Origin of the sequence: Pantoea allii, from assembly GCF_002307475.1 — a bacterium.
In the GTDB taxonomy this organism is placed as follows: Bacteria; Pseudomonadota; Gammaproteobacteria; order Enterobacterales; family Enterobacteriaceae; genus Pantoea; species Pantoea allii.
On the sequence record NZ_NTMH01000032.1, the window covers coordinates 215,305 to 231,795 of the forward strand.

13 protein-coding genes and 1 pseudogene are annotated in these 16,491 nt (G+C 49.0%); 7 read left to right on the forward strand and 7 right to left on the reverse strand.

All coding sequences use genetic code 11. The annotated features are described in order from the left end of the window. Nucleotides 1-87 precede the first annotated feature (87 nt). Nucleotides 88-2,300: pseudogene (gene fhuE, locus CMR03_RS12940) on the reverse strand (ferric-rhodotorulic acid/ferric-coprogen receptor FhuE). A gap of 1,177 nt (nucleotides 2,301-3,477) precedes the next feature. On the opposite strand from fhuE, the gene CMR03_RS12945 reads away from it, so the two are divergent. Continuing rightward, entirely contained in the window at nucleotides 3,478-3,873 is a 396-nt protein-coding gene (locus CMR03_RS12945) for an H-NS family histone-like protein (protein WP_063876956.1), read from the forward strand. 59 nt (nucleotides 3,874-3,932) lie between these two features. On the opposite strand, the gene CMR03_RS12950 is transcribed toward CMR03_RS12945, so the two are convergent. Then, nucleotides 3,933-4,982: a tyrosine-type recombinase/integrase gene (locus tag CMR03_RS12950; protein ID WP_208625022.1), complete on the reverse strand. Its 1,050-nt coding sequence runs from the start codon at nucleotides 4,980-4,982 to the stop codon at nucleotides 3,933-3,935. A 496-nt stretch (nucleotides 4,983-5,478) separates the two neighbouring features. Next, nucleotides 5,479-5,775: a hypothetical protein gene (locus CMR03_RS12960; RefSeq protein WP_063876958.1), complete on the reverse strand. Its 297-nt coding sequence runs from the start codon at nucleotides 5,773-5,775 to the stop codon at nucleotides 5,479-5,481. A 953-nt stretch (nucleotides 5,776-6,728) separates the two neighbouring features. On the opposite strand from CMR03_RS12960, the gene CMR03_RS12970 reads away from it, so the two are divergent. Together CMR03_RS12970 and map are read left to right on the forward strand one after the other, a co-directional pair. Further along, on the forward strand, nucleotides 6,729-6,971 hold the full coding sequence (locus tag CMR03_RS12970; protein WP_096011636.1) for a ParD-like family protein: 243 nt from the start codon (nucleotides 6,729-6,731) through the stop codon (nucleotides 6,969-6,971). After that, nucleotides 6,971-7,756, forward strand: a complete 786-nt coding sequence (gene map / locus CMR03_RS12975) for a type I methionyl aminopeptidase (protein WP_096011637.1) — start codon at nucleotides 6,971-6,973, stop codon at nucleotides 7,754-7,756. The genes CMR03_RS12970 and map overlap by 1 nt, the downstream gene beginning before the upstream one ends. 112 nt (nucleotides 7,757-7,868) lie before the next feature. On the opposite strand, the gene CMR03_RS12980 is transcribed toward map, so the two are convergent. Together CMR03_RS12980 and CMR03_RS12985 are read right to left on the reverse strand one after the other, a co-directional pair. After that, a complete protein-coding gene (locus tag CMR03_RS12980) occupies nucleotides 7,869-8,927 on the reverse strand; it encodes a diguanylate cyclase (RefSeq protein ID WP_096011638.1) in 1,059 nt (352 codons plus the stop codon). A 204-nt stretch (nucleotides 8,928-9,131) separates the two neighbouring features. After that, nucleotides 9,132-9,443, reverse strand: coding sequence for a hypothetical protein (locus CMR03_RS12985; RefSeq protein ID WP_096011639.1), 312 nt, complete (start codon nucleotides 9,441-9,443; stop codon nucleotides 9,132-9,134). A gap of 170 nt (nucleotides 9,444-9,613) precedes the next feature. Here CMR03_RS12985 and CMR03_RS12990 point away from each other — a divergent pair, with 170 nt between their 5' ends. After that, complete coding sequence (locus CMR03_RS12990; protein WP_096011640.1) at nucleotides 9,614-10,300, forward strand: RipA family octameric membrane protein; 687 nt, start codon at nucleotides 9,614-9,616, stop codon at nucleotides 10,298-10,300. A 290-nt stretch (nucleotides 10,301-10,590) separates the two neighbouring features. On the opposite strand, the gene CMR03_RS12995 is transcribed toward CMR03_RS12990, so the two are convergent. Then, nucleotides 10,591-11,412: a Cof-type HAD-IIB family hydrolase gene (locus tag CMR03_RS12995; RefSeq protein WP_096011641.1), complete on the reverse strand. Its 822-nt coding sequence runs from the start codon at nucleotides 11,410-11,412 to the stop codon at nucleotides 10,591-10,593. 228 nt (nucleotides 11,413-11,640) lie between these two features. Between CMR03_RS12995 and CMR03_RS13000 the strand changes: the two genes are divergently transcribed. Continuing rightward, nucleotides 11,641-12,903, forward strand: a complete 1,263-nt coding sequence (locus CMR03_RS13000; protein ID WP_096011642.1) for a DUF1479 domain-containing protein — start codon at nucleotides 11,641-11,643, stop codon at nucleotides 12,901-12,903. A gap of 49 nt (nucleotides 12,904-12,952) precedes the next feature. Further along, nucleotides 12,953-13,774 (forward strand): DeoR/GlpR family DNA-binding transcription regulator, encoded by an 822-nt coding sequence (locus CMR03_RS13005; RefSeq protein ID WP_096011643.1) that lies wholly within the window; start codon nucleotides 12,953-12,955, stop codon nucleotides 13,772-13,774. Here CMR03_RS13005 and CMR03_RS13010 read toward each other — a convergent pair. Beyond that, on the reverse strand, nucleotides 13,718-14,725 hold the full coding sequence (locus tag CMR03_RS13010; RefSeq protein WP_096011644.1) for a LacI family DNA-binding transcriptional regulator: 1,008 nt from the start codon (nucleotides 14,723-14,725) through the stop codon (nucleotides 13,718-13,720). The genes CMR03_RS13005 and CMR03_RS13010 overlap by 57 nt on opposite strands. Before the next feature lie 312 nt (nucleotides 14,726-15,037). On the opposite strand from CMR03_RS13010, the gene ascF reads away from it, so the two are divergent. Next, a complete protein-coding gene (gene ascF, locus CMR03_RS13015; RefSeq protein WP_096011645.1) occupies nucleotides 15,038-16,474 on the forward strand; it encodes a PTS cellobiose/arbutin/salicin transporter subunit IIBC in 1,437 nt (478 codons plus the stop codon). The last annotated feature ends 17 nt before the right edge of the window (nucleotides 16,475-16,491 follow it).

The following is a 16,491-nucleotide window of genomic DNA, read 5'->3' on the forward strand; positions in this document are numbered from 1 at the left end:
ATGGATTTGCAGTTGGCAGAGGCGAGCAAAACACTGATTGCTGAAAGCGCCTCGCATGAGGCGCGTATTGAAGAGACTGTAGACTGTTCAGAAGCGATAGCTGGCGGTAACAGACACGTTACGGGGTTCGCCGTAAACGATGTCTCCCGCAACGTTGGTGTCATAGGTTTTATCAAAAAGGTTATTGATGTTGCCCTGGACAGCAAAATTTTTAGTGACCTGATAGCGGCTGAACACATTCACTAAGGCATAACTCCCCTGCTCTGCACGCCATGTCCCCTTGCCTTCTGGTGCGGAGTTATCACTCCAGACATGGGTTTGCCATTTCACACCGCCGCCTACCGTCAGGTCAGGCAGCATGGATAAACGGTAGCTTGTAAAGACGCTCAACTGCGTTCGTGGCAGATCGGGCTTTAACGCCGTGCCCTCTCGCTGTTCTGCAATATAACGGGTGCCACCCAATGTCATTTGCCAGTTATCGGTTATTGCGCCATTAATTTCAAACTCGACCCCGCGGCTGACCGTGCCATTTTTACCTTCATAAGCTGACTCAGTGGTGCCCGGAATAATACGTCCCGTTGTTTGCGCGACATTATCCAGCTCGGCACGAAACACCGATAACGACGTCGTTAAACGGCTGTCGAACCAGTCAGATTTGACGCCCGCTTCGTAATTTTTACCCATAACCGGTGCCAGATAGGCGCCTGAGATATCACGATAGGATTGTGGTTGAAACACAGAGGTGTAGCTGGCGTACGTTGACCAGTTCTCATCAATGTCATAAATCAAACCGGCATAAGGCGTGATATTTTTTTTTCCATATCATTGGTCAGGGTGTTTTTGCTCCAACGGGTATAACGCGCGCCCAGTATCAGATTTAGCGGATCGGCGACTGAAATACGTGTCGCAAGGTAACCTGAAGTTTGGCGGGTAATATCCTGTTGGGATAGCGTGCGTGGCTCCCAGTCCGTTTCCGGGAACTGACCATCAAAGAGATTGAAGTCACCTAATTCCGCTGAAGAGATATTGGCAAAGGTACCGTAATAGGTGTTTTTCTGCCTGCTGTAGCTGACACCCAGCATTAATTCGTGGTTACGTCCGAAGAGTTGATAAGGGCCACTGGCAAAGGTGTCGACGGCATCGACTTTACGTTTTGCCGAATTATATCCCGTGCCGCCTACGACAGGATAATCCGCATAAGGCGAAACGCCTGCGCCGGTATTTTTGTCGAAATAGCCAGCGATATACATCATTTTACTGTTAAGCGTGGACTGGTCGTGCGTTCCGTTTAATGTCCATTGCCAGCCGCTGTCAAAGGTGTGTTTCAGCCGGGCAAAGAGCTTTCTGCTCTCTTTATCGTTATAAGTCCAGTCAGGCGCGGTATTAAAGCCGCGACGGTAATCAGTTTTTGTACCATCGGTATACCAGCGAGGCAGTCCGCCCCACATTGGGCTGTCAGTATTGAGTTGCTGAAATTCATAGCCCGCAGAAACGGTGGTGGTATTATTCAGGTCCGCATCGATCACGCCATAGATAAATTTCTTTTCCGCGCCATACCGCTCAACAAAACTGTTATTGTCCTGGTAACCCGCAATCACTCTGCCCCGCACATTGCCTGACGCTGTCAGCGGTGACTGTACGTCCATGACGTAACGCTGCTTATTCCTGCTGCCGAAACTGGAAGACACCTCTCCCTCTGGCTGACGGCTGTCAGCATGTTTACGCACCATATTAACGGCCGCTGAAGGATTGCCTGCCCCGGTCAATAACCCGTTTGCGCCCCTGACCACTTCAATATGTTCGTACAGTGCGCTATCGGTTTGTGCATCGCCCAGATTCCAGCGCTCTTCAAATACGGTGGGAATACCGTCAATCAGATAATTATCGATTAAAAACCCGCGAGAATAATAGGTCTTGCGATCCATATCCGCGGTGCTGGTCTGAATGGCTGTCGTATTATCCAGAACGTCATTCAGTGACTGGAGCTGTTGGTCCTTCATCCGCTGCTCACTGATAATGCTGACGGATTGGGGGATATCACGTACCGTCGAAAGCAATTTATTGCCCGCCCGGGTTACCGGAACGCTGTAATCCGACGCTGTGTTTTCGACGACAGGGGGTTCAGCAGCCGTGACGATGAGTGTTTGGTTATTCACTGCCGAAACAGGCGCTGTCGTTGCAAACACGTTGTGTGACACGATCCCAGTAATTAACGTCGTCAAAAGTGAATAGCGAGAGGGAACCAGAGGGAAAATCGACTGCAGGCGATCCCGTTGAACATGAAGTGTACTCAAAAGCATTGTAAACGCCTCGTTTTCGTTTTTTATTTGCCACTGCAGCGAATCAGTCCCCAAAAACTGCCGCACAGCCTGAGCATTATGAATAAGTCAAAAGCCATCAAACACAAAAGCAAATGAGAAATATACGCATTTAGATTATCATTGCAAGTTATTGTTAATATTTATAAGTAATGATTCCAGAAAAGCTGAAAGGAGTACGGCATTGATAACGCGGAAGTTTTGCTGAAAGATGAGGTGTAGGGTCACCAGACAAAGGCCACAACAACACAGGCGTTTTTAAAAGGCTGGTAATTTATTGTACGGCGAGTGATGTCATCTTATGAATAAAATGATTGCCGGGTTCCACTCCTGTTTTGATTTCAGTCCCCCGGAGAATGCCTGGGTAAATGCCAGGAAAAATCCCATCGGGTTTCCGCTGCGATATAGGTATAACGTTATCTAAAGCGGTTATTAGTGATTGAATTTTTATTCTGTCTTAACCTTATTGGCGCTTCGCTTATGATTTAGCTCGCCATACTTATGGCTGTGATACAGTGTGATTAACTGTCAGGCCAGCATAAGACGTCATGTATGTCACGTTTGACGCCTCTGTTAGGCACAAAAAATGTATTGATATTGGGTTCCGGCTGGATGAGACGTTTATACCTCGTTCAAAAAAAAGCCGCGATAAAAGAGCCAATGGGCTAAGCCAATTTGAAGCAGATTCCAACATGAATATCAGGGTTTACTTATGACAAATGTCGCTGTCAGCGACAGGCATTTTGGTGCATTCTGACGATGCGAATGTTTTTCTATTAAATGGCAGATATTATTCACTATACGTTATCATTTTTCTGCGGCGCCGATGAAACCCGTTATCTTAAGGGATCTGCACTACTACTGGCAGAGGCAAGATAGCTTTAGGTTATGATTTAATTGATTTTTCTATTTATAAATAAAGTTTATAATACGTCTTGCGCAGAAGATGCTCACTCCTGAGCATGGCTGTGCTGCCTAAATAGGGTTTATAACATCAATGTTTTTTTAATACGTTATGTCTGCTTGCGCCCCAAAGAAGTGGTAATAATCCTAACAGTAACAAATTTGTACATTTCAGACTGAAGAGATATTTCCTTCCTGGAATATTTTTCGTAGAATGACCCTGTTTAAATATTCGCTGTAATTTAAGGATTAATCAATGGATGCGCTCAAAGCATTAAATAACCTTCGTATTTTACGCGCACAAGCCCGGGAAATTGAGCTTGATGTGTTAAATGAGATGCTCGAAAAGCTTTCTGTCGTTGTCGCTGAACGTCGTGAAGAAGAAGAAGCCGAGCAAGCCCTGCAGCGTGAAAAAGCAGACAAGCTGGCTAAGTATAAAGAAATGCTGATGAATGACGGCATTGATATTTCTGAGCTGGTGGATTTGCCAACAGAAACGAAAACAAAAGCTAAACGTGCACCACGTCCGGCTAAATACCAATATACCGATGAAAACGGTGAAACTAAATCATGGACAGGTCAGGGTCGTACACCATCGCCAATTAAAAAGGCGCTGGATGCAGGCGGTTCTCTTGATGACTTCCTGATCTGATAAAAAAAGCGGTGTTGATAACAACACCGCTTTTTATTGGAAACCGTATCAATCATGCTTTACGGGCTCATAGTCATAACAGATGAGCCGTCTAATTTTAGCGGTTCGCCCTCAAAACGATGACGTAAACAATGGTAATCATCACTGTTTATAATTAATTCTAACGATGCCGAATAGTTGTCCAGCGCAGCCCGCATTTGCACAAGATAGTCGTGAGTATCGTAAACCCGGTCTATCCCTTCTAACGCATGATTCATAATTTTTCTTGCCACGTCGTTGGGCGTATCCAGCGCAGATAATTTCGAACGTGCCGTTCGACGTAAATCTCGTGGCGTAAAGTGTTCCAGCCCCAACCCACGCGGTGCGCGCAGCATACGGCGCAAAGCCTGATTTAACGCGCCTTTAGACAGCGGCTGCATCACATCGCGCGGTGCCGGCACCAGCCAGGGCGAAGCGGGATCGCTGGCATTGAGTAATGATTCGATGCAGAGTCGCATTAATGCCGAGACGGGCAAAGTATGTTCGCGATGAGACTTATTACGCGTTCCCTGTTTCCAGAGCCCTGACTGCAAATTGAATTCTGACTTGCGTGCCTGGACGATTTCATCAGGACGTCGCGCACTGACAAGGCAAAGGCGCAGTGCCCACCGTGCCTGCTCAGAAAGCGCCCAGTTGTCCAGACCATGCCAGAACACCCAGATCTCCGCATCCGACAACTGCCGGCTTCGCGGCGGCGCAGCGCGACCGGCAATATCGCGTTTCTTCATTGACGCAACGGGAGAATGTTCAAGATAACCCTGCATTTCAGCCCAGGATAAAAACTGTTTCGTTAGAGCAAAGACCCGGCGCGCCTCTTCTTTTTTACCCTCTGAAATCAGTATGTTATACAAACGATTTAGCCGCAGCCGCGTCAGATCTTTTAACGGCAGCGCACCGATATTGGGCAATACATGTCTGAGCAGGGAGGACACCGCAATTTCGGGACGACGACGCGTCACAAGTAATGACAGTTTTACCCACACTTTCATGACCTGCTCAACTGTGCCTTCATCACCAAAGTTATCTACCTCAGGTAACGAAGCACTTCTGACCTGATTAAGCCACGCCATGACGTGATGCCCGACATGGGGCGAAACGGTTTTTGTGCGGATTTCTGTCACTGCCCTTCCCTGATGATAAAGCTGAAACGCGGATTCTACTCTTCAGATGATTGTGACTCCAGACCTATTAAGTCTGGAGTCACAATGATGCCGCTACGCGGATTCTGATAAAAATGCATGGGATATTTTGCGCTGCTGATATAAGCCCTGAATGGCAACAGCGGATCAACGCTGACAAGATAGAAGGAAACGAAAAAATGCCCGTTAAATACTGAACACATACGCACATACCACGCCTGTTAGATGCGCAGACGTCATCATCACCGCGTTTTATGATGATCTGTTCTTAAATGCGGTTTTGCATTCTCAGTTATGACGCTGAGTGCCAAACTGTGGAGACGCTGGCGAGGTCAGAAAAGATCTTGCGCTCTGTTTGACCTGAACAGCAATGCTCAACGGTAAATGTCGTTTAAACAACAAAGCGAACCGATAATCCAGGACGCCATCAGGCACCATGACTTTTACGCCACTCCTCCACCATTTCCCGGGACACGTCTTTTTTATAACAGAGGGGAGAATAGCCGCCCGGCTTGCTCCATGCGCTACGCTTGCCACAACTGCTACCGTTGCGCGCTGAATTAAACGGGCACGCGCAAACACCGGGATAGGACGCGATTGAATCCTCAATAATCAGCTGACGAATTTGGTCATCCGTCTGCCGGAGAGCCTTTGCGACAGAACTCTCGGCCCACAGTAAACTCATCACCATAAGGCATGAGGTAAAAATGAAATGTTTTTTCATCACATCCCTCCTGAATTAAGAGGCATAGCGTAAATCAATATGTGAATCCGCAATCGTTCGAACAAAGTAAAAATTCATGCTTCTGTCAGAAGACTTGATATCTCCCTAAAAGGACGTCAACTTTTACTAAATGTGTAGTTAAACACTCTGCCATTTTTTGTCTGCACTGTGAGTGTTTCACCTGCAGAGGTATCCAGCACTCTGGCTTTGCTGTATTTCCACATCAGTAACTGCTGCCCATTGGGGTAAGGTGTTTCCGTATCAGGCGGGCCAAACATCGCGATCAGTTCCGCACGTGTTGTCTGACCTGGCCTGATATTCTGAACGGTGGCTGTATCAAAATTATGTCCCACTGAGTTAGAGCATGCTGTTAACGCGAACATCAGGCCTGTGATGAAGAATGCTCTCATAACGTTGTTCCCGGTAATTACGAAGTAAGAAGTGGATAAGCGTGACCGTTTCATCATGCCGTTTTATGCGGTTCAGGCACCTTCGTGCCCGTCATTAAAATATCATCATCTGCCTTTAAACATCTCACCTATCGTAATCATCCTGACTAATCTGAACCGCTTCTTTTTTAACTGATGTGCCGAGTGAAGGCGGATTCTCAGGAGTCGGCCCATTGCTGAAAAGACGGTTACCGTTATCCAGCACTGACCTGGCCGAATCAGACAGTATGGCCAGCGGTGATAAAAAATTTAGCCTTCACGGATAACCTTTGTACCGCCGACATAATGCACTCAGCGTCTCTGTTGCCGATTTTCAGATGTAGAGTATGGTTCAGGATCTGCCAGAGGGCTTAAAAATCGCAATCTGGAAAACGGGCCTGACACAGGTGCGCTGGCGGATGAATGTTACTGAAACGTTCGGACCCGCTGTGATTTTTTTCTTTAACTCTCCCTTCATAACGCGTAGCCTGTATACAAAACGTATATATTCCATATAGGCTTCGCATGGGCATTGTCAAAATATCCGATCTGATGCATGAAAACCTGCGCCTCGCCAGCCAGGCGATGAGCCGCTCGATCAACGCTCAGGCTGAGCACTGGTTAAAACTCGGTATGTTGGCCGAGCTGTATCCTCAACTGACACAACATGAGCTGGCTCAAACGTTGATCCGTATCGAAATGAACGGCGGCGCGGATATTCGCCAGGTGCTACATAACGCCGATTTAACCTCACAAGGAGAAGTGTAATGGGGACCGTTAAGATCCATTCCGCAGAAGAAATTGAAAAAGCACGCGCTGCCGGACATGCTGCAGCCCAGGTACTGGCAATGATTACCCCGCATGTGCGCCCGGGAATCACGACTGAACAACTGGACGATATCTGTCACGATTTTATCGTGAATGAACTTAAGGTTACGCCAGCCAACATCGGCTATCACGGTTACACGCGCACAACCTGCACCTCTGTGAATCATGTGGTTTGCCACGGTATCCCTGCTGCCAAAAAATTAAAAGACGGCGATATTGTGAATATCGACGTAGCCGTTATTAAAGATGGCTGGTATGGCGATACGAGCCGAATGTATTTTGTTGGCACACCGTCCGTACGCGCCCAACGCCTGGTCGATATTACTTATCAGTCCCTGGTCGCGGGCATTAAAACGGTGAAGCCTGGTGCGACACTGGGTGATATTGGTGCCGCCATTCAGCGCCTTGCTGAAAACGCCGGCTTTTCGGTGGTGCGGGAATATTGTGGTCATGGCGTGGGCGAGATTTATCATACTGATCCACAGGTTCTTCATTATGGTACCCCTGGCGAAGGGATGCCGTTGAAGGCAGGGATGATTTTCACCATCGAGCCCATGATCAACGCAGGCAAAGCCGGCACCAGCGTCCTCTCTGATGGCTGGACTGTGGTCACGAAAGACCGATCGCTTTCAGCCCAGTGGGAGCATACGGTGGCGGTGACTGAGACAGGGTTTGATTTGCTTACGCCCTGGCCTGAAGGCACTGGCGACTATCCTGCAATCTGATAGCAAAAGCCGCCTTAAGATAAGGCGGCGTTAATTTCTGGCTGATTACAGTATCGGTATGCTGATGTTAAACCAGTAAAAAAGCGCCCGTGCTACACCGCTTCATATAACCTCAGATCTGCCATAATTTCAGATCATTACGCCCCGATCGCTTAACCTCATACAGGGCTTCATCAGCGCGTCGCAGCCATTCATGTATAGAGCTGGCTTTTGCCGCACAGGCAATACCAATGCTGACTGAACATCTGAACTCTGCAGAAGCAGGCAAGCGTAATTGCGCAATGTTTCGTTGAATGGTTTCGGCCAGCCTGACGATGTTAACGTCATTTGAGTCACGTACGATCACGCCCAGTTCATCGCCACCAAAGCGCGCCGGGATATCTTTCATGCCTACGCTGTCACGCAGCAACCCGGAAATTTCAGCCAATAGAAAATCCCCTGCTTCATGACCAAAGGTATCGTTGACGTTCTTGAAATGGTCGACATCAATAAGTATCAGGTATGCCTTGCTGTCTCCACGCCGGGTGCGCAGGAATTCACTTTCAAGCCGCCGTTCAAACAGGCGTCGGTTAGGGATTTGCAAACTGGGGTCCATCAAGGCGATCCTTTCCAGCTCCCGGTTCTTCTGGCGCAGATTAAACGTCAGATTATGGGATACCACGCTTAGCGCCAACAGATAAAACGTGGCCAGCGGTATCGTAAGCCATGCCGAACGGATGCTAAATTCCATCAAAACCGGCGCGCCCTCTATTGTCCATACCATGATAAAGGCAAACAGAAACGCCTGCAGTGCAGAGAGAAGTTGTGGCCAGCCTCCGGCGGCATAACGGTCGGAGACCAGTACCGCCATAATGACAAAGGATGGCATCGGGCTCACGGCCATGAGTGCTACCCAAATACCGCCGAAGGCGGCATCGAGCGTTAAATTGGTTCGCTCTCTGGCGGTTGAATCACGTGATGTAATGGCAAGACAATATGCCAGGCAGGGCCAGATAATAACGTTACTAATCAGTAAGACCAAAATGGCGGGTTTTTTGCCCAGCTCCATCAAAACGGATGCAACCGGCAAAGCGCATAAAATCGTGCCAAGTTGGCGCATGGCGAACATGCGACGGACAAATCGCGTGGATCGCATCTTAAGATGATGATCTTCGGGGGAGTAATAAGTCATTCGCAAGCGTAATTGACGGTATATTCAGCGCAGTTTATCCATAAAAAATGTAAACCGCATAAATTTTTAAGCGTTTTACCGCTTTATTTATTATTGTTTTTACTCTGCTTGATCCTGATTTTGTACAGGCAGTTTAGTGAGAGTGGCATAAGCCCAACGATAAACAGAATTATATCGTCAGGCGTCAGCATCATTATTCTGTCGTTATCTTCTGCGGCCTTTTGCGACTGAAGCAGACCAGTTAAAGTCGCTAACTTCACTCGCGGCCATTGATGAAGGTTTCTTTTTCCTGACCGGTTTTTTGCTCTCTTTTTCTGCTTTTAACTTTTCATTAAGCAGTTTATCGGCCATCACCTGCTGGCGGGCTTCAGTGTTAAGCTCTTTTTCTTTTTTGCTGTCAGGCTCTTTGCCGGTGCGTTGACGGTGCTTTTCCATCAGATTTTGAAGGGCTTCGTTAACGGCAAGTCGCTCTTCATCACTGAACTGATCGATGGAAATCATCTTCTTGTCATTCATAATCGCTTTCCTCGTGGTAAGTTCACTAGCAGTGTACATCATGCGGCTGTCGTAAAACGCATTACCTGATACTTAACTGACTCAGCCTGAAGATTTTTAACGTGTGAAGCTTGTATCATTTCCTCTCAGGCAGACTAAAATAAGCGGAAATTTTACTGAGAATCCACGTAATGAATATTCCCCTGCACAGTGACCACAAGCCCTTTATCGAAGCCCTGCTGGATGAAAAGGTTGACGCGATTGAAATGCACTCGCCCCAGGCTGAACATATCGAACGCGCTTTCACCGTTGCGCTTCAGCAAAAGAACCGCGAAACCGAGGCAGACTGGAAACGCACGATAACCTTTTTAGCGTTGTTCGTGTTCCTTTATGCCGCGCTGGGTGCCTCGTTGACGCTGGATCTGAGTCCAGCCGGGGCGAGCCACAAAAGTATTGAGTATGCGCTGGAAGCCGTTCCAGTCCTGATTGCGTTTTCAGGCTTTTTTATCTCCGTCCTGTATCTGTTTATTGTACGCACGGGTTCACGACAACGTCGTAACTGGCAAAAAACCATCCTGATTTTAGAAAGATACACGACTGGAAACCTGTTTAAACTGACGCATCAGCAAGGCGCCGGCACCAGTAACTACTCGCTCTCGTCCATCATGCTAGCCCTGTCGATGTTCATTTGTCTCACCTGGTTGATTATCTATAACTATCTGACCTTCACCACCAGCGGCGTATTTGGCAGCGTGATTTCCCTGTTTATCAGCACGATGGTTTATGTGATTCTGGATATTCAGCTGCTGAAGCCCTGGCGATCGGATGCTGAAACGCAACCGTCAGGCACCGAAGAAGAGAAGAAAGCCGACAAATAATCCCCATCAGCCCGGTGTAAGCCGGGCTGTGGATCGCTATTCTGCAAGACCTGAAAACCACCCGGATGCTGACTCTGGGCTTTTACTACTGTCACTTAAAGTATGTTGTAACTATAGGCGACAACTTTTATGATGCTTTGGTACAGCGATGACGCTGGCACCTTACGCTGCCAGCGTCGTGAAAAGCTAATCATACACCTTTAATAACATCATTGATGTGACACTGTCACACCGATCTGATACACGGCATTTGCCTTTATGGGCACAGCACAAATCCCGGCGTTAAGGCGTTATTCAAAGGGAAACTCGCGCGCCAGAATCCGGGCAATTACATTTAGCGCCCCTTCATCCTGATTGCTTTCAGTTTTAAAACGCGCCACGGCGGATACCGGCTCTACGGCATTGGCCATCGCAAAACTGAAACAGGCCTGACGCAGCATTTCAATATCGTTCGCGCTGTCGCCAATCGCCACCACCTCACAATCGCTGATGCCCCATTTTTGTTGCAGCAAAGCAATGCCATGTGCTTTATGACAACCAGGAATAATCAGGTCGATAAAACCATAGCCACTCGATACGGGATGCATAATATGATCGATCTCGCCGAGTTGGTTATGCAAACGATCCATCAGGCTTTCAATGCCTTCGTGCGCCAGATTAAGCGAAAATTTAAAAATGGTGTCGTCAATATCATAAAGATTATCGCGCTTTTCGAGCCGATAATAATGGTTATTGAGCATCTGAATAACGCTTTCAGGCATGGAAGAATGAACATAAGCGCCCTTACGTCCACAAACGACCGTGCTGATATCCGGCTCTTTTGCCAGTATCTCCAACACGCGGTGCACGCTTTCCCTGGCCAGCTCACCACAAAAAATTTCCTGGTCGCCCTCTGACACCCACGCGCCATTTTCGGCGACAAAGGCGATTTCATTTTTGATGTCAGGAAAGTAGCGCTGTAGCTGATAATATTGATTGCCACTGGCGACAACAAAGCGAATGCCTTTTTGTTTTAGCAGGGCGTACTGGCGTGAAAAGCGCTGAACGTTGTACTGCTTATTTTCGTCCAGAAAAGTCCCATCCATATCAACTGCAATCATCCTTACTGCCATTGTCGTTCCCCCCTTGTCTCCCGGCCTGAATAGGCTGAATGTTGCTTCAAGCTTACTCGCTGTAGGGATTAATGAGAATTCCAATCATTAAATATCCTTCTGTTAGCTCACATTGTGCGCCAGTCGCGATTTTACCCATCAGCAATCTGTTAAACATAAGTTCATCTTTCGAATGTAATGAAAAAAATCTTCATCTGAAATATAAACTATCTGTTAAGGGCCACAATTATGACTGTGAAGCTTCAACACACACCGTTACCCCACGATATTCCAGCAGCGATCCGTCAGTTTAAGCAGCAGGTGCGTCAGCAGATCGGCGATGTTGAAGGCTTATTCAGTGAGGTTTGCAATAAAATCGAGCAGGCCATAAGCCAGGCCAAAGCGGAAGAACAACAGAGCGGCAGTTCCTGGCCGGTGATTTCACCCGAACAGATTACAGATGGCACGCTGACCCCTGAGACACGAGAAAGAATAAAACGTCGTGGCTGTGTGGTCGTAAAGCAGCATTTTCCTCGAGAACAGGCGCTGGCATGGGATGCCGCCATGTTGCGTTATCTGGATGAAAATCAGTTCGATGCACAGTATCGCGGTCCCGGGGACAATTTTTTTGGAAGTCTCGAAGCCTCCCGGCCTGAAATTTATCCGATTTACTGGTCTCAGGCGCAAATGGAGGCGCGCCAGAGTCATGAAATGGCACAGGTGCAGTCGTTTTTAAATCGCCTGTGGCGATTCGAATCCGAAGGTCAGCAATGGTTCGATCCGGATGTGAATCTTATCTATCCGGACCGAATTCGCCGACGTCCGCCGGGAACAACGTCGAAAGGGTTGGGCGCGCATACGGATTCCGGTGCGCTTGAACGCTGGTTGTTGCCCGCGTATCAACGCGTCTTTCGCTCGCTTTTTGACGGCAATGTTGAGCGTTACGACCCATGGAATGCGGCCCATCGTAGCGAAGTGAACGAGTTTGATGTTCCCGATACCACAAAATGCTCGGCTTTCCGCACGTTTCAGGGATGGACTGCGCTCTCCGATATGATGCCCGGTCAGGGCTTACTGCACGTGGTTCCCGTGCCGGAAGCCATCACCTATGTCCTGCTTCGACCGCTGTTATCGGATGTGGCTGACGATGAATTGTGTGGCGTTGAGCCGGGGCGCGTGCTTGCAGTAAATGAAAAATGGCACCCACATTTGATAAAGGGATTATGCTCGGTACCGGCGATTACGGCGGGCGACTCTGTCTGGTGGCACTGTGACCTCATTCACGCTGTCGCACCGGTTGAAAACCAGCAGGGCTGGGGCAATGTTATGTATATTCCCGCTGCGCCCATGTGTGATAAAAACCGGGCCTACGCGCACCTTGTCGCGCGCGCACTTGAGCAAGGCCATTCCCCTGCTGATTTTCCTCCTGAGCACTACGAAGCTGGCTGGAAAAATCGCTTTACCCTCGCCGATCTTAATCTCAACGGAAAACGGGGGCTGGGTTTAGCCTGAAACCCGTATCGCTTAACGTCAGCTTAATCCATGGATGCAAAGAACCACGATGAATACGCGTCAGCAACAAATTATCGAACTGGTTAATTCACGTGGCAGCATCGCCGTCAGCGAGCTGGCTCAGCTTGTCGGTGTTTCAGAGGTCACGGTACGTCAGGATCTCAACCAACTGGCGCAACAGCGGGTTCTGCGTCGGGTTCATGGCGCGGCCCAGTCGCTGGACAGCGACGATGTTGGCACGCGCATGAACACCCGTTATGGTATTAAGCTGGCTCTCGCTCGCTATGCCGCTGATCTGATCAATGATGGCGAGTCTGTATTGATTGAAGGCGGCAGCACCAATGCCCTGCTGGCACGCATGCTGGCCAGCCGTAAAAGCCTGACGTTAATCACGGTGAGCCACTATATCGGTCACCTGCTTAAAGATGCGGCTTGTGACGTGATTATTCTGGGTGGCATGTTGCAAAAGAGCAGCGAATCCATAACCGGCCCGTTAACCCGTTACTGTATTCAGCAGATTCACTTTCACAAAGCCTTTGTTGGCGCAGATGGCTGGCATCCGGAAACCGGCTTTACCGGTCGCGATATGCAGAGATGTGATGTGGTTGACGCCGTGCTGGCGAAAGGCGCAGACAGTTATGTTCTGACCGACAGATCTAAATTCGGGCAAATACATCCTTATCCCTTGTCGTCCGGTTATCAGCCTGGCCATGTTATTACAGAGGATGGGCTTTCCCCGGACGTGGTGGCCCGGCTTTCTGAGCAAGGTATCGCGCTGATGCAGGTCGGGATCGCCGCCTTGCAGGCAGAGACGTCAGGGGGCAACGGTGATGGAGTCGCGCAGGACAAGGCTGCCCTTAAAAGGCGTTAACGTCGTTAACTCGCCGCCATCCAGCATCGAAACCAGCCGGTTAATGGTCTCGTTAATCATATCGGTTACGGGAAATTTCACGCTGGAAAGCGCAGGAATAATGTAGGCCGCCAGCGGGATATCGTCAAAGCCAATCACGGAGACTGTCCCTGGCACAGCGATATTATTTTCCGTCAGCTGTTTGATGGCCCCAATAGCCATTTCATCATTGCTGGCAACGATGGCACTGAAGGATTGTCCCCTTGCGAGCAAGGTTTTCACCGCCAGCATGCCGCTTTGCGCGGTCCACTTTCCGTGCACAATAAGCTGCTGATTGATGGCGATTCCCTGCTCGCGTAGCGCGGTTTGATAGCCCGAAAGCCGTTCCTGACTGGTAGGTGAATCCAGTGATCCCGTAATAAACGCGATATTACGATGGCCCTGCTCCATCAGATAACGGACGGCCATCTGGCTGGCCATGTGCTGATCGCTATAAACGCAGAAGCTGTCATTGATACGCAGGCGACGATTAATGACCATGACAGGTTGCTTGTGCTGCGAGATCATCGCGTCCAGCTCGTCAATGCTGAGAAAGCGCGGATAGATAATAATGCCATCGCAACGCAGGTCGAGCAGAAACTGGATAGCCGCACGCTCCTGTTCCGCGGTGTGTTTACCATCGGCCAGGATCAATTGACGATTTTGCTGCTCCATAATTCTGGCAGAGTGCGACATCAGCTCACTAAAAATGTTACCGCTGTAAAGTGTGTTGGTGACCACCAGCCCAATGGTTTGGCTACTTTTGTTCGCCAGGTTGCGTGCCAGCAGATTTGGCCGATAGCCTGTCTCTGCAATGGCCTGTAATACGCGATCTCGTTTCTCCTGCCCCACATAACCATTGCCCGACAACACTCGCGATACTGTCGCTTTTGAGACGCCGGCGCGTTTTGCTACTTCAGATATTGTTGTCATGTTCTCGCTGCCCGTGTCCTCAGAGTAAATGCAGTCTACCTAAGCCTTTCATTATTTAAAATATTTGCCCTTAGCCCGGCATGGCGCTCTTTTCCACTTCGAGTGATTGCCATCACAAAAATAACAGATGGTCATTTTACGCTCTTGTTTAAACAGTAAAACATCTTCATGATTTTGTGAAACCGGTTTCCTATTTAGCTGCCCCTTCGGTCAGATACAACCTGAGTCAGGCTGACTGAAGGCGTATAACAATAAAGCGGCGGCTCCAGCGGAAACCCGAGCGCATTTTCCTCTACCCTACGAGATAAAATCATGCCAGGAAATTATGCAGAGATTTCACAGGCTATCGTTAATAAGCTGGGCGGTCTGAACAATATCAGTGCCGTCACGCATTGTATGACTCGCCTGCGTTTTGTGGTGAAAGACGATAGCCTGGTTGACCTTGCCGGATTAAAAACCCTCAATGGCATTATGGGCGTTGTGCATACCGATACACAGTTGCAGGTGATTATTGGCAATGATGTGTCGAAAGCTTATGAGGCAGTTTTGGCATTGGGCGATCCGCAGTCAGACGGTACTGCGCCCAGGAAACGGCGACTCACGCTAAAAAGCGTGGGGGCCGGTATTCTGGATGCGCTGGTCGGCACCATGTCACCGCTGATTCCCGCCNCAATGGTCAAGCTGTTGGCCATGATCCTGGATATGGCCGGTGTGTTTGAGAAAGGCTCATCGACTCTGGTCATATTGAACGTGATTGGAGATGGTGCTTTCTTCTTTTTGCCCATTATGGTGGCTGCGTCAGCGGCGCTTAAATTCAAGACGAACATGTCACTGGCGATAGCCATCGCTGGCGTCCTGGTGCATCCCAACTTTATTGACCTGATGGCTAAAGCGGCGCAGGGACAACCCGTCGAGTTTGCTTTTATCCCGGTAACGGCGGTGAAATATACCTATACGGTAATACCGGCGCTGGTGATGACGTGGATTTTGTCTCACATTGAACGTGGTGTGGACCGTATTACGCCTGCGGTAACAAAAAACTTTCTGAAGCCGATGTTGATTGTGCTGATCGCCGCACCGATTGCGATTGTCTTGATTGGCCCGATTGGTATCTGGATCGGCAGTGGAATCTCCGCCGTGGTTTACACCATTCACGGTTATTTGGGCTGGCTTTCGGTTGCGATTATGGGCGCGCTCTGGCCCTTGCTGGTGATGACCGGCATGCATCGGGTTTTCACACCCACTATTATCCAGACCATTGCTGAAACCGGTAAAGAGGGCATGGTTATGCCTTCGGAAATTGGCGCTAATCTGTCCCTTGGCGGCTCTTCACTCGCCGTCGCCTATAAAACGAAAAACCCGGAATTACGTCAAACCGCGCTGGCAGCAGCAGCCTCTGCCATTGTGGCCGGCATTTCTGAACCGGCCCTTTACGGTGTCGCTGTGCGTTTAAAACGCCCTTTGATTGCCAGTATGATCAGTGGGTTTATTTGTGGTGCCGTCGCCGGCATAGGCGGTTTGGCCAGCCATTCGATGGCATCACCCGGATTGTTTACCAGCGTTCAGTTTTTTGATCCAGCCAACCCGATGTCCATTGTTTGGGTTGTCGCGGTGATGGTGCTCTCTGTGGTGCTGTCATTTATTCTTACCCTGATTCTGGGCTTTGACGATATTCCTGAAACCACCAGCCTGGCAGCATCACAACCTAAGGTTTCACCTGAAAAAGCAAAAGCGGCTAACGCTAGCTGATCATTAATGACTGTGTT

What these genes read in the sequence shown, in the direction of transcription:
- CMR03_RS12950 (WP_208625022.1), bottom strand. Translation starts at nt 4,982, where the DNA reads ATGGCGTGGCTTAATCAGGTCAGAAGTGCTTCGTTACCTGAGGTAGAT.
- CMR03_RS13000 (WP_096011642.1), top strand. Translation starts at nt 11,641, where the DNA reads ATGACTGTGAAGCTTCAACACACACCGTTACCCCACGATATTCCAGCA.
- CMR03_RS12960 (WP_063876958.1), bottom strand. Translation starts at nt 5,775, where the DNA reads ATGAAAAAACATTTCATTTTTACCTCATGCCTTATGGTGATGAGTTTA.
- CMR03_RS12990 (WP_096011640.1), top strand. Translation starts at nt 9,614, where the DNA reads ATGAATATTCCCCTGCACAGTGACCACAAGCCCTTTATCGAAGCCCTG.
- CMR03_RS12985 (WP_096011639.1), bottom strand. Translation starts at nt 9,443, where the DNA reads ATGAATGACAAGAAGATGATTTCCATCGATCAGTTCAGTGATGAAGAG.
- CMR03_RS12945 (WP_063876956.1), top strand. Translation starts at nt 3,478, where the DNA reads ATGGATGCGCTCAAAGCATTAAATAACCTTCGTATTTTACGCGCACAA.
- CMR03_RS12980 (WP_096011638.1), bottom strand. Translation starts at nt 8,927, where the DNA reads ATGACTTATTACTCCCCCGAAGATCATCATCTTAAGATGCGATCCACG.
- CMR03_RS13005 (WP_096011643.1), top strand. Translation starts at nt 12,953, where the DNA reads ATGAATACGCGTCAGCAACAAATTATCGAACTGGTTAATTCACGTGGC.
- CMR03_RS13010 (WP_096011644.1), bottom strand. Translation starts at nt 14,725, where the DNA reads ATGACAACAATATCTGAAGTAGCAAAACGCGCCGGCGTCTCAAAAGCG.
- CMR03_RS12970 (WP_096011636.1), top strand. Translation starts at nt 6,729, where the DNA reads ATGGGCATTGTCAAAATATCCGATCTGATGCATGAAAACCTGCGCCTC.
- CMR03_RS12995 (WP_096011641.1), bottom strand. Translation starts at nt 11,412, where the DNA reads ATGGCAGTAAGGATGATTGCAGTTGATATGGATGGGACTTTTCTGGAC.
- map (WP_096011637.1), top strand. Translation starts at nt 6,971, where the DNA reads ATGGGGACCGTTAAGATCCATTCCGCAGAAGAAATTGAAAAAGCACGC.